The sequence below is a fragment of the Planomicrobium sp. MB-3u-38 genome, assembly GCF_002836425.1.
GTDB lineage: Bacteria > Bacillota > Bacilli > Bacillales_A > Planococcaceae > Planococcus > Planococcus okeanokoites.
Genome location: NZ_PJBO01000034.1, coordinates 17,089 through 32,803 on the forward strand (window position 1 = coordinate 17,089; position 15,715 = coordinate 32,803).

The window sequence follows — 15,715 nt, forward strand, 5'->3', positions numbered from 1 at the left end:
TGATATTGATATTTTACCATTATTCAGATTAATTGCCACCCTTATTTAAACCGCAAGTGGACCGGGTTGGCAATTTGTTCATAGCCGATTTCACTGTAGATCTTATTGGATGTCGGATTTTTCAAGTCTGTGTACAGCATGACGAAGTCGAATTCCAGCAGCAATTCTTCCGTCACTTCTGCCACCAGTGTCCGTGCATACCCCTTTTTTCTGTATTTTTGTGGTGTAAACACAAACCCCACTGAGATTCCGTGCTTCGAAGGCCGTGATTTCTTCATGCAGGAAACCACTTCCCCTTGGACTTCCCATACATAAATTTCTTTGTCATCCAGAAACTGCTCGATTTTCGCCGCCGCTTCTTTATGGCTCGATGAACCAATGCCCGTGTCCCTTTCAAATAACAGATACCATTCTTCCAATAGATCAGCATCACGTTTATTGGCGACCCGCCAAGTGCCGGGACTTTTTTCGAGACCTTTTGTCACCGCATCAATGCGGTACAGCCCTTCATCCATCTGCAGTTCAATGGCAACTCCTGCTTCAGCTGCCCATGCTTCCGCAAATTTCTGCGTCGCAGCCTTATCGCCGATCACTCCCGGAATATCCGCATTTTCTTTTTTCAGCTGTCTCGCAAGCGATGCCGCTAACTCCGGTGTTTCATTCAAAATGATCAATTGCAGCGGGTGCGGCGGTGTCATCATCACTGCCGCCAGCACCTGAGCGCCTTCGGTTGCCAGACCCAGGAAATATTCCTCGTATCTGCCGTTTCTTATCTGGCTGAGTATCCCAAGGAACAGGCTGTTCCTGTCTTCACCTTTATACAGCAGACTTTCAATCTGTTCACTGAAAGCCATTGGATCTTCGTATCTTTTCCAGTCCATAAATCCACACTCTTTTCTTATTAATTCATTTGTTAAGTATTGGCTATCGCCTTAATTTTTCCTGCCGGTTTCCGGAAAAAAATAAAAAAAGCCGCCGGCAGCTTATAGACTGCCGGCAGCCGTTCAGAAATTTCATTCCAATTCTTTCTGCTTGGTTTCAGTGCCGAGAAAAGCCACCGCCAATGCCGCAATAATGATGGCAGTGCAGAATATCGCAAATATCACATTGACACCGATTCCTGCGGTCAGCATGAATCCGACGAGGAGCGGCCCAAAGATACCGCCGATACGACCGAACGAAGCGGCCATACCCGTACCCGTTCCTCTTATGACTGTAGGATATTGTTCCGGTGAATAGGCATACAGCGCTCCCCATGCTCCGAGATTGAAGAAGGACAGGAAGGCGCCCGCTGCAATCAGCATCGCAAGCGACTCCGCGTTGCCGAATGCAAGCGCACTTGCCGCTGTACCCAGCAAATAAGTGACGAGCACAAATTTACGGCCGATTTTTTCAATTAGCCAGGCTGCCGTGAAATATCCCGGGAGCTGTGCCAATGTCATAATCAGGACGTACTGAAAACTCTTGATCAACGTAAAGCCTTTCAACACCATGACGCTTGGCAGCCACAGGAACATTCCGTAATAGGAAAAGACGACCATGAACCATACAATCCAAAGCATTAATGTGGCTTTGACATATTTCTTCGACCAGACATCTTTGATATTCACCGAAATTGAGCGAAGCACATTTTTCTTCGCCGTAAATTGCGGAGAATCAGGAAGATTGATCCGGAGGTAGAGCGCATAAAGAGCCGGCAATGCCGTGATCAATAATGCGATTCGCCAGCCATATTCTGAGGCAGGTATAACAAAATAAGAAATGATTGCCGCAAGCAGCCAGCCGGCCGCCCAAAAACTTTCCAACAGAACGACGACACGCCCGCGCTCTTTTGCAGGAACACTTTCCGACACTAATGTCGAAGCCACCGGCAATTCACCGCCGAGTCCCATGCCAACAAAGAAGCGCAAGATCATAAACGCTGCCAAAGTCGTTGTAAAAGCGGAAATGCCGCTTGCCAACGAGAACAACAGCAACGTGATGATGAATATTTTCTTTCTTCCCACACGGTCCGCATAAATTCCGAAGACGAACGCACCTACAGCCATTCCGATGGAATTAATGCTGCCGATCCAGCCCATCTGATCAGTAGACAGATTCCAATCCTGCTGGAGAGCTGCGATGATGAAAGACAGAATCCCTACATCCATGGCATCGAACAGCCAGCCGAGCCCAGCTACCCATAATAATTTGTTGCGCGAAATCGGCGCAGTACTTTTTTCATTGCTTGTAATTGCAGACATTTGCATTCTCCTTGTCATAAGCATTCACTTAGGTGTCTTTACACCTTATTACTATAACCGTAAGGAGAAAATGACACAAGTTTACATTTCTCTTCATCTCCACATAAATAAAAAAAACGCTTCCGCGCTCCAGAAAAGGAGACGGAAGCGTCCAGATTTGTCAAACCAATAACACAAGACTCACAGCCATCACGGCCATACCGGCCACCAGGCCATAAATCGACAGGTGAGCTTCATCATACCGTTTCGCCGCCGGCAATAATTCATCCAAAGAGATGAAAACCATAATACCTGCCACCGAGGCAAAAACGATACCGAAAAGGGTGTCACTCAAAAACGGCATCAGGAACAGCCAGGCTGCAATTGCGCCAACCGGCTCCGAAATCCCGGAAAGCACACTATATAACAATGCCTTCTTCCGGCTGCCGGAAGCATAATAAATCGGCACAGAAACCGCAATACCTTCCGGAATATTATGGATGGCTACAGCGATGGCTATCGCAATGCCGAGCGCCGGATCCTGGATGGCAGACATGAATGTCGCGATTCCTTCCGGAAAATTGTGGATGCCGATGGCAAGAGCCGTAAAGACCCCCATTTTACGGAGTCTGGCATATTCGTCATTGCTCGGCCCTGTATCCATATCTTCCACCGTTTTAACTTCGTGCGGATTCCCAAGCTGCGGCAGGAGTCGGTCCAGCAGGGCCATGAAGACCATCCCGCCGAAAAAACCAGCCAGCGTCAACCAATAACCAGTCGCTTCACCATGCGCCCCTGTTAAGGAATCTTTTGCTTTAAAGAAAATTTCAATCATCGATACATATATCATTACACCCGCTGAAAAACCCAACGAAACTGATAAAAATTTTGTGTTGGTCCGCGATGCAAAAAACGCCAGCAAACTGCCGATACCGGTAGCCAAACCGGCAAAAAGCGTAAGCCCCAAAGCAAATAAGACCGTATTGTCCATATTCCATGACTTCCTTCCACTTCTGCTGAATATGGTTATTGTACGCCTAAAGTTTCCTTAGTGCAACATTTTTTAACAAAGAAAGATATTCGACTATTCCTTCATCTTTTCAACTTAAGAATTTCACCCAGTTTCCGCCAATCGTCTTCTTTTAAATAGCGTACAGGCGGATTATAAAAAACACTTGCCGGATGGAAAGTGGGGAAAATGTGGTAATTCTCCATGGTTTCCTTGAAAGCCCCTTTTTCTTCATCCCACCTTAAGATTGGCGTTTCCAAAAGCACGCCATGCAATTCTGTCACTTTTGCCTGAGAGCCGATCAGGCGTTGCAGGCCGACATTGCCCAAAGTCACAATCAATGGCGGCTGGATATCGCTTATTTCCGTATCGAGAATCGGCGCATGGGCGATAATCTCTTTCTTCGTCGGTGCACGATTGTATTTTCTTTCTACAGTTTCCCCGTTCCGCTTTTTCTTCGTTCCCCATTTATAGGGCCGGCTTCTTACAGCACTTGTTATATAGACATCATCCCGGCTCAGGCCGACACTCGATAAAGACTCCATCAATTCTTTTCCTGCTCTGCCTGTAAAAGGGATGCCGGTTTCCAGCTCATTTTCACCAGGAGCTTCCCCTACAAGCATGACTGCCGGCTTCAAGGGGCCGCTGCCTCTGACAAACCCTTCCACTGGAAAGCCTTCTATTCGCTTCAATCCAAGAGCGACAAGTTCTTCACTGATTTTATACATAAGAATCACCTCAATTTCATTTTATCATATCCATTATGTTAACTTTCCTAACGTTAATTTAAATTAAAACTTGATTTATCAGAAATATTTATATAATATGTTAAGAAACCTAACATTAGTTAGAAGATTATGAAAAAGGAGGAGAAGAATATGAAGAAAATCGAGACAATTATTCGACCGACCGTCTTTGAAAATGTTCGGCAAGCTTTGGCTCTTGAAGGTATTGATGGCCTGACCGTCACTGAAATTGCCGGCATCGGCAAACAGGAAGGGCGCATCGGCATGTTTCGCGGAAATCCTTATAAAATGGAATTTTCACCAAAGCTGAAACTGGAAATGGTGGTGGAAGATGCTAAAGTCGAAGCTATTATTGAAGCAATACTTGAATATGCAGGCACAGGCGAAGTCGGTGACGGAAAGATATTCATCTACCCAGTGGAGGAAGCGATCAGAATACGAACGAAAGAACGCGGCAGAGTCGCGATCGGATAAGGAGGAGATTGGATGGAAGCAGTTCAAAGTTCAGTAGATATGATTTGGGTGATGCTCGGAGCCATGCTCGTGTTCTTTATGCATGCAGGCTTTGCCATGGTGGAGACCGGCTTTACGCGCTCTAAAAACACATTGAATATTTTAATGAAAAATCTGATCACCGTTTCACTTGGCTCTATTTTATATTTCATCATCGGCTTCGCTTTAATGTTCGGAACTTCCGCTTTCGGTTTGATCGGCACCGAAGGATTTGCGATGCTCGGGCGTGAAGACGTCGGCTTCTTCGTGTTCCAGGCGGTGTTCGCCGCAACTTGCGCAACGATTATTTCCGGCGCCGTAGCCGAACGCATGAATCTCGGCGCCTATATTTTATTGACAGTCGCCATGACAGCGATCATCTATCCGATAGTCGGCCACTGGGTTTGGGGCGGCGGCTGGCTGGCTGAAATCGGCTTTATCGATTTTGCCGGTTCGACTGTAGTTCACTTGACCGGAGCTGTTGCAGCTTTTGTTACTGCCTGGAAAATCGGTCCACGGATCGGCAAATACAGCGGCAAAATTGTCAATTCCATTCCCGGCCACAATATTCCTTTAGGCGCTTTGGGCGTTTTCATCCTTTGGCTTGGCTGGTTCGGATTCAATGGCGGAAGCACATTGGCTGCAGATCCGGCACTCGTGCCGCCAGTCATCGCCAACACGCTTCTTGCCGCATCCGCCGGCGTACTGGCGACAGCGGGTTACACCCGTTTGCGCTACGGCAGAATTGATCCATCGCTGACTTTGAACGGTGCACTTGGCGGTCTCGTCGGCATAACTGCCGGCGCAGCCAATGTCTCATTTATCGGAGCAATCGCCATCGGCCTGATTGCGGGCATCATCATGACCGAGGCCATCCACCTTCTCGACACAAAAATTCGCATCGACGATCCCGTCGGCGCAATTTCGGTTCACGGCATCGCCGGAATCTGGGGCACACTGGCAATCGGACTCTTTGACACAAGCGGCGGTCTTCTTTACGGGGGCGGTGCAGAGATTCTGGGCATCCAAACACTCGGTGTTCTGGCAGTAGTCGCCTGGACCGCCGCTGCCACTGGACTAGGCTTGCTACTGATAGGAGCCATTATCCCACTGCGCGTATCAGCGGAAGATGAAGAAAGCGGATTGGATTTTGCCGAACACGGTTCACAAGCTTATTCCATGCAGGGTGTATTAAAAGGAAATTTTGCAGCACCGGAAAACTCTTTCGCTCACCGCTTGAATCAATTGGGCGATGATCCCGAAGTCCAGAAATCCTGAAGATTGGGAACTTAAGAAACAGAAAAAGGGCGACCCTATAGCGGTCGGCCCTTTTTTCAACTTATTCAAAACTTTCTTCTTCAATTTCTTTTTTGAAACTTCTCTCCCTCATCTCATACCAAACCGCTACGGCTGCAAACAGCGAATAGCCGATAAACCAGCCAGCCAGCACATCTGAAAAGAAATGCTGTCCGCTTGCAACTTGAGATAAGCCAACAGCTGCAACGAATAATGTTGTGAAGATCCAAATTGCCCAGCGGACACCATTATTGCGAATGAGGCCAGTTATGAAATAAACGGCTGTGAACAAGTATAATAGCCCAACCATTGCATGGCTCGAGGGAAAACCGAACGTTTCAAGCCCTCTCGGAAGGTCGGCTCTTTGCTCAGTAAAGAAATATTCCATCAGCTGACTCAATGCGTTTCCGATACCGACTGTCAGGAATACAAATAGCATGCCCCTGTAATTCTGTCTTTTGAGCCAAAGGAAAACCATCAAGCCCAAGCTGACAATAAAAATCATCCACCGTTCTCCAAAAACCGACAACGCATCCAGAAAAACGTTGCCATGGAGCCATTCCATCGTACGCAGATCAAGTTCCTGAAAACCATCGTTCGTATAACTCATCAAGATTGCAAAAAAACCGATCAAAGTCGCCATTCCCAGTGCGTAGAATAGACGTTTGATAGCCTTCACCCTCTTTCTTCAGTATATTCAGTTTATCACAGAAGGACTTCCGCATCATTTATTGAGACAAAAAGGCGAACCGGATCTTCCTTAGCATCGAGTAAAACCGATATTTCGCAAAACAGCTTCGAAGACATTAGCCGAAGCTGCGCGAGGCTAAGTCTTTGCGACGAAGCTAGCGCAGCGATGCAGGAGCACGGGGGTTCACCCTACCCTGTCTTCGCTGTTTTGCTTCATATCTCAGATTGTTTTCTAAAATGGAATAAGGGTTTAAGTTCATGATTTAAAGGTAATCCTGCCCTTAATAATGAGAATTAAGTGGAGCGGAATGAATGTATTCTTTCTAAAAATTTCATTACAAAAAGGCGAATCGGAAATCCGGTTCGCCTTGTGTTTTATTCGCTTGCTCATCCATGTACATGGTAAGTGTTTTGGGTGACTTCAATAATGTGGTCTGGTTTCGGCTTGCCGATTTTCGCTTTATGGCCAGCGATATGGTCGGGGTGCTTCTCCCAGTTCTTCCAGTCCTCTTTGGATTCCCATCGCACATAAAGGACCACTTCTTCATCGCCGCGGCGAACATCCTTTTTCAGGATTGTACGATCAATAAACCCAGGCTGCTCCGCCAATTTATTCTCCCCCGCAAAACGATCCAGCACAATCTGCGAAGTTCCTTCTTTTACAACAAAGGTTTTCATTTGCACGAACATTATAGTGTCCCCCTATTCATAAATGCAGAAAATATTTCCTCTGCAATTTAAACTAATTTTTTAGTAGTCGATATTCCGCAAAACAGCTGCGAATACATTAGCCGACGCTTGCGAGGCTAAGTCTTTGCGACGAAGCAGCGTAGCGATGCAGGTGCAGGGTTTTCGCCTTCGAGCTAACTTACGAATAAACTCCGAGTGGATCTCGCCCTTCGTCGAAGCGGAATATAAATGTTATTAATTCGATTAAATATATTTAGCTAAAACAATACTCAGCGGTAAGCAGCCCGCTGAGTATTGTTCGCTCTTATTCGAATGCAGATTGGATTTCTTTAACCATTTCGCTGACAGATTGCAGTCCGCCACCAGAAAGGTACCAGTAATCCGGATCAAGGTAGATGATTTTATCTTCTTTATAAGCAGTTGTTTTTTGCACCAATTCATTTTCAAGAGAGTCTTTCGCACTTGCATCTGTACCGACTGCAGCGTTGCGGTCGACGACAAACATCATATCCGGGTTTGTTTCAAGGATATATTCAAATGAAATGCTTTGTCCGTGAGTGGAAGCTTCGATGCCTTCGTCCGCTTGTGCCACACCGAAAACATCGTGGATGATTCCGAAGCGCGAAGCCGCTCCGTATGCACTTACTTTGCCTTCATTCGCCAGAACGATCAAAGCTTTTTCATCTGTTGCGCTTGCTTTAACCTCTTCAATTTGTGTTTCAATTGCAGCCAGTTCTTCTTTCACTTCATCTTCTTTACCGAAGATTTCACCAAGCGTGTTCATATTGCTTTCAAATGACTCCATGTATTTCGTCGTATCCACACCCAAGTGGATTGTTGGCGCGATATCAGTAAATTCTTCATACATAGCGGCCTGACGGCCAGAGATGATGATAAGATCCGGATCCATTGCATGGATCGCTTCAAAATCAGCTTCTTTTAAAGTACCGACATTTTCATATTTCTCAGCGTCAGCGTATTTTTCAAGGTATGAAGGTATGTTTGCCTGCGGTACACCCGCTACAGCTTCGATGCCCAGTTTATCCATCGAATCAAGGATACCGAAGTCGAATACGACGACTTTTTCAGGATTTTTATCGAAAGTCGTTTCTCCAAGTTCATGAGTAACTGTTACCGTTTCAGTGCTGGCTTCTTTCGTATCTGCCGCTGCTGTTTTTGAATCCGTCGCTTCTTCGTCCGCCCCGCATGCTGCAAGGAAAGCAGCCATCATCAATGTGAAGGCAATCAATAATAATTTTTTCATTTTTTGTCGAGCTCCTCTTTTTTAAGAATTAAAATACACACAAATCCGGCAATTGTTCATCTGCTGAATTGGAATATCCATATCGTAGATTTCTTTTAATGCTTCGCTTTGGATAATTTCTTCTGTCGGCCCGTCTTTTACGACACGGCCATTTTTCAACGCGACAATCCGGTCCGAATAGACCGAAGCGAAATTGATGTCGTGCAAAACGATGATGACAGTTTTGCCTAACTCATCCACAAGACGGCGCAGAATTTTCATGATTTGTACTGAATGTTTCATATCCAGGTTGTTCAACGGCTCATCAAGAAGCACGTAATCCGTATCCTGGGCTATGACCATGGCGATGAATGCACGCTGGCGCTGGCCGCCGGACAGTTCATCCAGATAGGTATGCTCCATTTCAGCCAAATCCATGTATGCAATTGCCTGATCGACCATCCTTTCGTCTTCTGCGTTCAAGCGCCCCTTGGAATAAGGGAATCGTCCAAATGACACCAACTCGCGTATCGTCAAACGTACATTCATGAAATTCGACTGTTTCAAAATCGATACCCTTTTTGATAATTCACTGGATTTCATCTTTTTCGTATTAGTCGAATCGATCAAAACTTCACCGGTGTCGGCATCCAGAAGCCGGCTGACCATCGATAAAAGCGTTGATTTCCCCGCTCCGTTCGGACCGATGAAAGACGTGATCTGGCCCCTCCGGATATCAACAGAGACATTTTCAACGACTTGTTTTTTTCCGTAAAGCTTGCTCAATTCACGAACTTGGATCATTTAGCCCGACTCTCCTTTAATAGTAGATAAATAAAGTAAATTCCGCCGATGAAGTTGATGATGACGCTGAGCGTCGTGTTGAAAGTGAAGAGCCTCTCCACTACCCATTGTCCGCCGACCAAGGCGAGAACACTGATGACGATGGCGCCCAACAGCAACACTGAATGTTTGTAAGATCTGAAAAATTGATAGGACAAGTTCGCTACGATCAAGCCGAAGAACGTAATCGGTCCGACCAGCGCTGTGGCAACTGCGATCAATACCGCGGACAGGATAAGCATGTAGCGGACAAGCGAATCATAATCGACTCCCAGGTTGAGCGCTGCATCCCTTCCCAGTGATAATACGTCCAGTGACGCGTTATGCCGCCAGGCAAAGGCGACCAGTATGATGATCACCAGCAGAGACAGCCAGACCAGATCGGAATTGACATTATTGAAGCTCGCAAACATCTGGTCCTGCACAATCTGGAATTCATTCGGGTCGATCAGGACTTGCAAAAAGGTTGAAATACTTCCGAAAAACGTACCGAAGATGATGCCGATCAATAACAGGAAATAAATCGGCTGGTTCCCTTTTTTAAATAGGAAATGATAGAACAATAAAGCGAAAACGACCATGGCCGCTATTGATAAGATGAAATTGACTTGTCTGTTCATGATGCTGACGTGATCGGACCCCAGGAAGAAAATCAGCAAAGTTTGGAGCAGCATGTAAAGCGAATCGAGCCCCATGATACTCGGTGTGAGGATCCGGTTATGCGTTATGGTCTGAAAAACCACTGTGGCATAGGCAATCGCTATTCCTGTCAGCACCATGGCGAATACTTTGACGCCGCGTCTCGGCAGTGCATAATCGAAACTTCCATTCAGGTCATGGAACAGGTAAACACCACAAGCCACCAGAGCCATGGCCATTAATATGAGCATCTTATGTAAATCACGCATACGCCTTCCTCCTAAACAATAAGAAGAGGAAGATGAAGCTTCCAATAACACCGACCATCAGGCTGATTGAAATTTCATACGGGTAAATTAAAACTCTTCCTAAAATATCGCACATCAGCAAGAAGATAGCTCCGAGCATCGCTGTATGCGGCAATGTTTTCTGCAGATGGTCGCCTTTGAAAATTGAGACGATGTTCGGGATGATCAACCCAAGAAATGGGATGATGCCCACTGTTAAGACGACTGTCGCCGTTATGAGGGCCACAAGGACCAAGCCGATATTGACGATGCTGCGGTATTTCAGTCCAAGGTTCTTCGAGAAATCCTCACCCATTCCGGCAACTGTAAAGCGGTTGGCATACAGATAGGCGATGATGAACACCGGGACGCTGATATAGAGCAGCTCGTAGCTCCCTTTCATGACCATCGAAAAATCTCCCTGCAGCCAGGCGGACATATTCTGGATCACATCCGCTCGGTAAGCGAAAAACGTTGTAATGGAAGAAAGGATATTACCGAACATTAAACCGACCAATGGAATGAAAATCGCATCTTTGAATTTGATGCGGTTGAGAATTTGCATAAAAAGGAATGTACCCGCTAAAGCAAATACGAAAGCTACAGCCATTTTCTCAATCATGGACGCATTGGCGAACATGAGCATTGAAACGAGAATTCCGAGCCTTGTAGCATCGAGCGTACCTGCTGTCGTTGGTGACACAAATTTATTGCGGCTCAATTGCTGCATGATGAGTCCTGCCATACTCATCCCTGCACCCGCCAGCAATATGGCAACCAGCCTTGGCAGACGGCTGATCAGGAAAATCTGTGTTTCTTCCGATCCGAAATCCAGCAGATCGAATGGACTGATACTGCTGACTCCGACAAACAGCGAAATGACAGACAGTATGAATAATGCTGGTATTAAATATCTTTTTTTCATGACTGACCCTCATCCGTGTCCAGTAAAAACTTACTTGACTGATTATGATAGTGATAATCATTATCACTCTCTCACAAATTTAAGTATAGCAGTTGGAAATTAAGTGTCAACGATTAAATGAGAATTATTTTCATTTAGATGAGAAAAAACCATTTGTCGTTCTTTTGCCACAATTGCCAGGCAATAGAAAAGACCGCGTGCTCACCGTATATGGTGTGACACGCGGCCATTCGAACCGTTTTCTTAGTAACTATTCATTTCTTCGGCATTCTCAATTACTTCTGCCGGTACAGTAATCTCATCAATTCCATTGAAATTGCTGTATTCCGCTTGCATATCGCTTTGGATATTTACGGACTCGCCTTCCATTTCCATGTCAAAATCCATCGTCATATTAATCGTATTTGGCTGGTAAGTTTCTTTATCAATGAAAATCTCGTAATAGATTTTATTGATATTCATGCCATCCATGATTTCCTGCGCTTCGACGTCAAGTTCGCCAAGCATCTGGCCCATCTCTTCAGTAATGAGCTTTTCGTATTCTTCTCCCGCAGCGTCCAGCGTCAAAACGAATTCATCTCCGGTCTGTTCGAATGTGAAATCATCCTGAAAGGCTTCCAGCTGTTCCAATTGACCCGCCAGGTCGCCTGATTGCTGCTCCATCATCATCAATGCCTCCAGATCTTCCATCTCATCCGCCGGCAATTTGACCCACATATCCATCATCGGATCGTAACTGAAGAGACCATCAGCCGTGTAGTACATTTCTGTTTCCATGGCCGGCATATCATCCATGCCTTCCGAGACAAAAGTGGACTGGGCTTTTTGATAGAATGCCAGTGGCTCGACAGTCATATCCATGGAAACGTCCATTTTCATGTCCATATCCATTTCTGGCCCCATTGCCATGGTCTGGTTGGTCACCATATCCATGTGAAAACTTTTCGCTTCTTCAGATGCTGCAGTCGTTTCGGCAAACAATTCTTCCAATGTGAGATCGCTTGTCTCATTCGGATCTGTTTCTTCAGACGGTTCCGCCGATTCACCGCAACCAGCCAAAGTCAGGGCAATGGCACCCGCTCCCATATAAGCTATCCATTTCTTCAAATCGCTCATCCTTTCCAATTTCTGTGTTACTGAATAATACGAAGCAAACCTCAGGAAGTTTCAATAAATAATTCTATTTCCGAAATTTCAATCGTTTATTTTCCTTATTTGGACTATACTTTTCTTTGTGAGAAAAAATTTCAGCATTCAGATTCCCGTTCTGCGGGCTGTTAAATAAACACAAGAGGTGAATTTTTTGAATTTAAAACATTTTTTCAAGTACTACAAACCGCATAAACGTCTGTTTATCGTCGATTTCACGAGTGCTGTGATTGTTGCGATTTTGGAATTGGCTTTTCCGGTAGCCGTCCAATATTTTATCGATGAATTATTGCCGAGCGGTGAATGGAGCACTATCGTTACCGTAAGTATTCTTTTGCTGGCCGTATTCCTGCTCAGCACTTTCCTGCAGTATGTCGTCAGCTTTCTCGGACACAAGCTCGGCATCAATATTGAAACCGATATGCGTGAAGAACTTTTTACTCACGTACAGCGGCAGTCTTTCCGCTTTTTCGACAATATTAAAACCGGCCATATCATGAGCCGCATCACCAATGACTTATTTGATATCGGCGAACTTGCCCATCATGGTCCCGAAGATTTCTTCATCGCCATCATGACGTTCTTTGGCGCTTTCGGCATCATGTTCTGGATCAATCCGAAATTGGCTCTTGTTACACTGATTGTAGTGCCATTCCTGATTTGGCTGATCACTTATTGCAACATCAAGATGAATTCGGCATGGAGCAATATGTATGGCAAAATCGCCGATGTCAACGGACGGGTGGAAGACAGTGTTTCCGGCGCCCGCGTCGTGCAATCCTTCACCAATGAAGAATTTGAAATCAACCGTTTCAAAAAAGACAACGGCAGTTTCCGCCTTGCCAAGCTTGTCGCTTATAAAGTGATGGCTGCAACCCATTCCAGCATCTACATGATGACACGTCTTTTGACATTGATCGTCCTGGTTTACGGCGCATGGCTGAATTATCAAGGCGAATTAAGCTATGGTGAACTCGTCAGTTTCGTGCTGTTCCTGAATGTACTGATCAAGCCGATCGATAAAATCAGCGCGCTGCTTGAACTGTATCCGAAAGGAATGGCCGGCTTCAGCCGCTTCCGCGAACTGATTGATCAGGATCCCGATATCGTCGATAAGAAAGGCGCCAAGCCGATTACAGGTTTGCAGGGCAATATCACTTTCGATAATGTCCATTTCGGCTATGACGAACATAAAAAAGTGCTCAACGGCATCGATTTGAACCTGCGCGCAGGCGAAACGATCGCTTTTGTAGGCCCATCAGGCGCCGGCAAGACGACCATCTGTTCATTGATCCCGCGCTTTTATGACATCCAGCAAGGCTCGATCGCCATTGATGGAATCGATATCCGGGATATGACCAAGCATTCCTTGCGTTCCCATATCGGCATCGTGCAGCAGGACGTTTTCCTGTTCACAGGTACAATCCGCGAGAATATCGCATACGGCAGACAAGGCGCGAGTGATGAAGAGATTCTTGCCGCGGCCCGCAAAGCCCATCTTGAAGACTTCGTCAATAAATTACCGGAGGGCTACGAAACCCAGATCGGTGAACGCGGACTGAAATTATCAGGCGGCCAGAAACAACGGCTTGCCATTGCGCGCATGTTCCTGAAAAATCCACCGATCCTGATTTTGGACGAAGCGACTTCCGCGCTGGATACGGAAACTGAACGCGTAATCCAACTGGCTCTCTCTGAGCTTGCCGAAAACCGCACCACTTTGATCATCGCCCATAGACTGGCAACGATACGCGACGCGGACCGTGTCATCGTCGTAACAGAAGACGGCATTGCGGAACAAGGCGGCTACAGCGAACTCCTTGAACACGATGGCATCTTTGCAAACCTGCACAGGATCCAGTTTCAGCAATGAAGAAAAGCGACGGCACCCGTTAAGCTCTGAAAGGCATAAGACAGAATAGCGCAGCGGTCCTGACCGCGCAGCTAGGCTGGCTTATGACCCGAAGAGCTGGGTCGCCGGAGTCTGGACAATGAAGAACAGCGACAGTGCGACCGGTCCTTCCGGTCGCGCTTTTTTGCTGGTTGGGCGTATTCCCTTTGAAGTTGGGCGTATTTCAAAAATCAATCAAAACAAAAGCAGACTTCCGCGTGCGGAAGCCTGCTTTTTCGTTTTCATTTCCCTACAACGAACTCCTGGTAGCGGTCGTAATCCGCCCGGCTAAGTTCCACCCGCAGCGAAGTGCCTTCTTCTTCATACTCCGTTTCCCGGATGGTGGCTGTCTCGTTCAGGTAGGCGACTACATCACCGCGGTCGAATGGAATGACCATCCGGCAAGTCACGTAATCGGCGAAAATGCGCTGTTTGACCATTGCCAGCAGTTCATCAAGGCCCCTATCGTTTTTCGCCGAAATCCAGAGCCCGTCCCCGTTTGTCCGTGGATGCGGGATACCGGCAAGATCTGATTTATTATAGACATATATCGTTGGTATGTTTTCAACCCCCACTTCGTGGAGCGTCCGGTTGGTGACATCCATCATGTGGCGATGTTCCTCGTGGGAAACGTCAACGACATGGAGCAGCAAATCGGCATTGCGCGCTTCTTCAAGCGTCGAACGGAACGCGCGCACCAAGTGATGCGGCAGTTTGCTGACAAACCCTACCGTATCGGTAAGGAGGAAGCTCTTATTATCATTAAGCAAAATCTGGCGGACAGAAGTTTCCAATGTAGCGAAAAGCATGTCTTTTTCAAATACCTGCTTATCTTCCTGCTGTCTCGTTTTCTTAAGCAATTCATTCATTACAGTAGATTTCCCGGCATTCGTATAGCCGACAAGCGACACGACCGGCATGCCTTTTTTCGTGCGCTGTTTGCGCTGGGTCACACGCTGGTCTTTGATATGCTCAAGTTCCTTATGAAGTTTGGAGATCTGGTCTTCAATTTTCCGGCGGTCAAGTTCAAGTTTCGTTTCACCGGCACCGCGGTTCGCGACTCCCCCGCTGCTGCTGCCGCCTTGGCGGCCAAGCGAAGCGCGAAGTCCGATCAGCCTTGGCATCATGTATTGCAATTGAGCCAATTCCACCTGCACCTGCGCTTCACGTGTTTTCGCGCGGCGCGAGAAAATATCAAGGATCAGCATGGTGCGGTCGATGACCTTGCATTCCAGATCTTCCTCGAGATTCCGGATTTGGGAAGGAGATAATTCATCATTGAATATGATGAGATTCGCTTCAGTTTCCTCATAGAATGCTTTGAGTTCATCGACTTTCCCTTTCCCGACATAATGGGACGGGTTAATACGCTCCAGGTTTTGGGTAATTTCACCGAGCACTTCGACGTTGCAGGCTTCCGCCAGATTTTTCAGTTCATCCATTTCGTAATCGAAATGAGTGTCTTTCTGAAGCTGAACACCGACAAGTACCGCTTTTTCAATCAATGTATCCATATGCACATTCTCCTTTACAGCCGCTCTGCGATGCAGATTCTGTTCTTCCCATCTTATCACATGAGTCAGGGTCTTTAAA

At 46.5% G+C, this 15,715-nt stretch carries 15 protein-coding genes; 3 read left to right on the plus strand and 12 right to left on the minus strand.

The window, feature by feature from the left end; genetic code table 11:
- Window positions 1-41: 41 nt before the first annotated feature.
- The 4 genes from CXF70_RS07525 to CXF70_RS07540 all read right to left on the minus strand — a co-directional run bounded on the left by CXF70_RS07525 (window position 42) and on the right by CXF70_RS07540 (window position 3,959).
- Complete coding sequence (locus tag CXF70_RS07525) at window positions 42-881, minus strand: GNAT family N-acetyltransferase (protein ID WP_101802127.1); 840 nt, start codon at window positions 879-881, stop codon at window positions 42-44.
- A gap of 132 nt (window positions 882-1,013) precedes the next feature.
- A complete protein-coding gene (locus CXF70_RS07530; protein WP_101802128.1) occupies window positions 1,014-2,243 on the minus strand; it encodes an MFS transporter in 1,230 nt (409 codons plus the stop codon).
- Between the two features lie 160 nt (window positions 2,244-2,403).
- Window positions 2,404-3,213, minus strand: a complete 810-nt coding sequence (zupT, locus tag CXF70_RS07535) for a zinc transporter ZupT (protein WP_101802129.1) — start codon at window positions 3,211-3,213, stop codon at window positions 2,404-2,406.
- Window positions 3,214-3,314: 101 nt separating this feature from the next.
- Window positions 3,315-3,959, minus strand: a complete 645-nt coding sequence (locus CXF70_RS07540; protein WP_101802130.1) for a uracil-DNA glycosylase — start codon at window positions 3,957-3,959, stop codon at window positions 3,315-3,317.
- Between the two features lie 150 nt (window positions 3,960-4,109).
- Between CXF70_RS07540 and CXF70_RS07545 the strand changes: the two genes are divergently transcribed.
- Both CXF70_RS07545 and CXF70_RS07550 read left to right on the plus strand, forming a co-directional pair.
- Window positions 4,110-4,451 (plus strand): P-II family nitrogen regulator, encoded by a 342-nt coding sequence (locus CXF70_RS07545; protein WP_101802131.1) that lies wholly within the window; start codon window positions 4,110-4,112, stop codon window positions 4,449-4,451.
- Between the two features lie 12 nt (window positions 4,452-4,463).
- Complete coding sequence (locus tag CXF70_RS07550) at window positions 4,464-5,747, plus strand: ammonium transporter (RefSeq protein ID WP_101802132.1); 1,284 nt, start codon at window positions 4,464-4,466, stop codon at window positions 5,745-5,747.
- Between the two features lie 61 nt (window positions 5,748-5,808).
- Here CXF70_RS07550 and CXF70_RS07555 read toward each other — a convergent pair whose 3' ends face one another.
- The 7 genes from CXF70_RS07555 to CXF70_RS07585 all read right to left on the minus strand — a co-directional run bounded on the left by CXF70_RS07555 (window position 5,809) and on the right by CXF70_RS07585 (window position 12,189).
- On the minus strand, window positions 5,809-6,444 hold the full coding sequence (locus tag CXF70_RS07555) for a phosphatase PAP2 family protein (protein ID WP_101802133.1): 636 nt from the start codon (window positions 6,442-6,444) through the stop codon (window positions 5,809-5,811).
- Between the two features lie 398 nt (window positions 6,445-6,842).
- Window positions 6,843-7,145, minus strand: coding sequence for an antibiotic biosynthesis monooxygenase family protein (locus CXF70_RS07560; RefSeq protein ID WP_101802134.1), 303 nt, complete (start codon window positions 7,143-7,145; stop codon window positions 6,843-6,845).
- A gap of 304 nt (window positions 7,146-7,449) precedes the next feature.
- Window positions 7,450-8,409 (minus strand): siderophore ABC transporter substrate-binding protein, encoded by a 960-nt coding sequence (locus CXF70_RS07565; protein ID WP_101802135.1) that lies wholly within the window; start codon window positions 8,407-8,409, stop codon window positions 7,450-7,452.
- A gap of 21 nt (window positions 8,410-8,430) precedes the next feature.
- Complete coding sequence (locus CXF70_RS07570; protein ID WP_101802136.1) at window positions 8,431-9,192, minus strand: iron ABC transporter ATP-binding protein; 762 nt, start codon at window positions 9,190-9,192, stop codon at window positions 8,431-8,433.
- On the minus strand, window positions 9,189-10,139 hold the full coding sequence (locus tag CXF70_RS07575; protein ID WP_101802137.1) for an iron chelate uptake ABC transporter family permease subunit: 951 nt from the start codon (window positions 10,137-10,139) through the stop codon (window positions 9,189-9,191). The genes CXF70_RS07570 and CXF70_RS07575 overlap by 4 nt, the downstream gene beginning before the upstream one ends.
- Window positions 10,132-11,082: an ABC transporter permease gene (locus CXF70_RS07580; RefSeq protein ID WP_101802138.1), complete on the minus strand. Its 951-nt coding sequence runs from the start codon at window positions 11,080-11,082 to the stop codon at window positions 10,132-10,134. The genes CXF70_RS07575 and CXF70_RS07580 overlap by 8 nt, the downstream gene beginning before the upstream one ends.
- Window positions 11,083-11,325: 243 nt before the next feature.
- Window positions 11,326-12,189, minus strand: coding sequence for a DUF6612 family protein (locus CXF70_RS07585; protein WP_101802139.1), 864 nt, complete (start codon window positions 12,187-12,189; stop codon window positions 11,326-11,328).
- A 196-nt stretch (window positions 12,190-12,385) separates the two neighbouring features.
- Here CXF70_RS07585 and CXF70_RS07590 point away from each other — a divergent pair, with 196 nt between their 5' ends.
- A complete protein-coding gene (locus CXF70_RS07590) occupies window positions 12,386-14,104 on the plus strand; it encodes an ABC transporter ATP-binding protein (protein ID WP_101802140.1) in 1,719 nt (572 codons plus the stop codon).
- 260 nt (window positions 14,105-14,364) lie between these two features.
- Here the strand turns inward: CXF70_RS07590 and hflX are convergent, their stop codons facing one another.
- Complete coding sequence (hflX, locus tag CXF70_RS07595; protein ID WP_101802141.1) at window positions 14,365-15,636, minus strand: GTPase HflX; 1,272 nt, start codon at window positions 15,634-15,636, stop codon at window positions 14,365-14,367.
- Between the last annotated feature and the right edge of the window lie 79 nt (window positions 15,637-15,715).

Coding starts and splice junctions, on each gene's coding strand:
- CXF70_RS07580 (WP_101802138.1), bottom strand. CDS start 11,082: ATGAAAAAAAGATATTTAATACCAGCATTATTCATACTGTCTGTCATT.
- CXF70_RS07545 (WP_101802131.1), top strand. CDS start 4,110: ATGAAGAAAATCGAGACAATTATTCGACCGACCGTCTTTGAAAATGTT.
- zupT (WP_101802129.1), bottom strand. CDS start 3,213: ATGGACAATACGGTCTTATTTGCTTTGGGGCTTACGCTTTTTGCCGGT.
- CXF70_RS07560 (WP_101802134.1), bottom strand. CDS start 7,145: ATGTTCGTGCAAATGAAAACCTTTGTTGTAAAAGAAGGAACTTCGCAG.
- CXF70_RS07525 (WP_101802127.1), bottom strand. CDS start 881: ATGGACTGGAAAAGATACGAAGATCCAATGGCTTTCAGTGAACAGATT.
- CXF70_RS07575 (WP_101802137.1), bottom strand. CDS start 10,139: ATGCGTGATTTACATAAGATGCTCATATTAATGGCCATGGCTCTGGTG.
- CXF70_RS07565 (WP_101802135.1), bottom strand. CDS start 8,409: ATGAAAAAATTATTATTGATTGCCTTCACATTGATGATGGCTGCTTTC.
- hflX (WP_101802141.1), bottom strand. CDS start 15,636: ATGGATACATTGATTGAAAAAGCGGTACTTGTCGGTGTTCAGCTTCAG.
- CXF70_RS07540 (WP_101802130.1), bottom strand. CDS start 3,959: ATGTATAAAATCAGTGAAGAACTTGTCGCTCTTGGATTGAAGCGAATA.
- CXF70_RS07570 (WP_101802136.1), bottom strand. CDS start 9,192: ATGATCCAAGTTCGTGAATTGAGCAAGCTTTACGGAAAAAAACAAGTC.
- CXF70_RS07550 (WP_101802132.1), top strand. CDS start 4,464: ATGGAAGCAGTTCAAAGTTCAGTAGATATGATTTGGGTGATGCTCGGA.
- CXF70_RS07530 (WP_101802128.1), bottom strand. CDS start 2,243: ATGTCTGCAATTACAAGCAATGAAAAAAGTACTGCGCCGATTTCGCGC.